The 1,672-nt window shown below is 50.4% G+C and carries 1 protein-coding gene; it reads left to right on the top strand.

Features of this window, described 5'->3' with window-relative positions; genetic code table 11:
• Positions 1–1,501 (top strand): HAD-IC family P-type ATPase (locus OKA04_RS24870; RefSeq protein ID WP_264503840.1); only part of this gene is annotated, 1,501 nt, incomplete at its 5' end.
• Between the last annotated feature and the right edge of the window lie 171 nt (positions 1,502–1,672).

Genomic DNA, 1,672 nt, shown 5'->3' with positions numbered 1-1,672 from the left:
GCGTGGGCTTCGTTCTCTTGCTGTTGCAAGACAGGAAGTACCTGAGAAGTCGAAGGAGTCTGCTGGTGGACCATGGCAATTCGTTGGTCTGCTGCCCCTGTTTGATCCCCCGAGGCACGACAGTGCTGAAACTATCCGGAAGGCTCTCCATCTTGGTGTTAATGTTAAGATGATCACTGGTGACCAGCTTGCTATTGGTAAGGAGACTGGTAGGAGGCTTGGAATGGGTACAAACATGTATCCTTCATCCGCATTGCTCGGACAAAACAAGGACGCTTCACTTGAGGCACTTCCCGTGGATGAGCTCATTGAGAAGGCTGATGGTTTTGCCGGAGTCTTCCCTGAGCACAAATATGAGATCGTGAAGAGGTTGCAAGAGAAGAAGCACATCGTCGGTATGACCGGAGATGGTGTCAATGATGCCCCTGCTCTTAAGAAGGCCGACATTGGTATTGCTGTTGCTGATGCTACAGATGCTGCAAGAAGTGCTTCCGACATTGTGCTCACTGAGCCAGGTCTTAGTGTCATTATCAGCGCTGTCCTCACTAGCAGATGCATCTTCCAGAGGATGAAGAACTATACCATTTATGCAGTTTCCATCACCATCCGTATAGTGCTTGGATTTTTGCTTATTGCTCTGATCTGGAAATACGACTTCTCACCCTTCATGGTCCTTATCATTGCCATCCTGAATGACGGTACTATCATGACGATCTCGAAGGACAGAGTTAAGCCTTCTCCCTTGCCAGACAGCTGGAAGCTGAAGGAAATCTTCGCTACCGGTATTGTGCTTGGAAGCTACCTTGCTCTGATGACCGTTATTTTCTTCTGGGCCATGCACAAGACAGACTTTTTCACGGACAAATTCGGTGTCAGATCAATCAGGAACAGTGAACATGAGATGATGTCTGCACTGTACCTCCAAGTCAGTATTGTGAGTCAGGCCCTCATCTTCGTCACCCGTTCTCGCAGCTGGTCCTTCATCGAACGCCCTGGTCTTCTCTTGGTCACTGCATTCATGCTTGCACAACTGGTTGCGACATTCCTCGCTGTCTATGCCAACTGGGGCTTTGCCAGGATCAAGGGCATTGGCTGGGGCTGGGCTGGCGTTATCTGGCTTTACAGCATTGTGTTCTACTTCCCTCTTGACATCTTCAAGTTCTTCATCCGCTTTGTGCTGAGTGGAAGGGCCTGGGACAACCTCCTTGAGAACAAGATTGCATTCACCACCAAGAAGGATTACGGTAGGGAGGAGAGGGAGGCACAATGGGCCACCGCACAAAGAACACTTCACGGCCTTCAGCCACCGGAGGTCGCCTCCAACACGCTCTTCAACGACAAGAGCAGCTACCGCGAGCTCTCTGAGATCGCTGAGCAAGCCAAGAGACGAGCTGAGATCGCGAGGCTGAGAGAGCTGAACACTCTCAAGGGCCACGTCGAATCGGTGGTGAAGCTGAAGGGGCTGGACATCGACACGATCCAGCAGAACTACACAGTGTGAGGAACCCCCTCGGCATTCAACGAGAGATCGTCATCAGCGCTGGAGCGGGAATTGCAAACGGCGCTCTGGTTAAAGGAAATTTTCGATGAATGATTGGAAGAACAAAAAACAAAAAAACATGGCTGATCTGAACAGCCCTAGTTGTAAAGTGCTACCAAATATATGGTCCGG

The sequence above is a fragment of the Luteolibacter flavescens genome, assembly GCF_025950085.1.
Lineage (GTDB): Bacteria > Verrucomicrobiota > Verrucomicrobiia > Verrucomicrobiales > Akkermansiaceae > Haloferula > Haloferula flavescens.
This window is presented reverse-complemented; position numbering and strand designations above follow the sequence as displayed.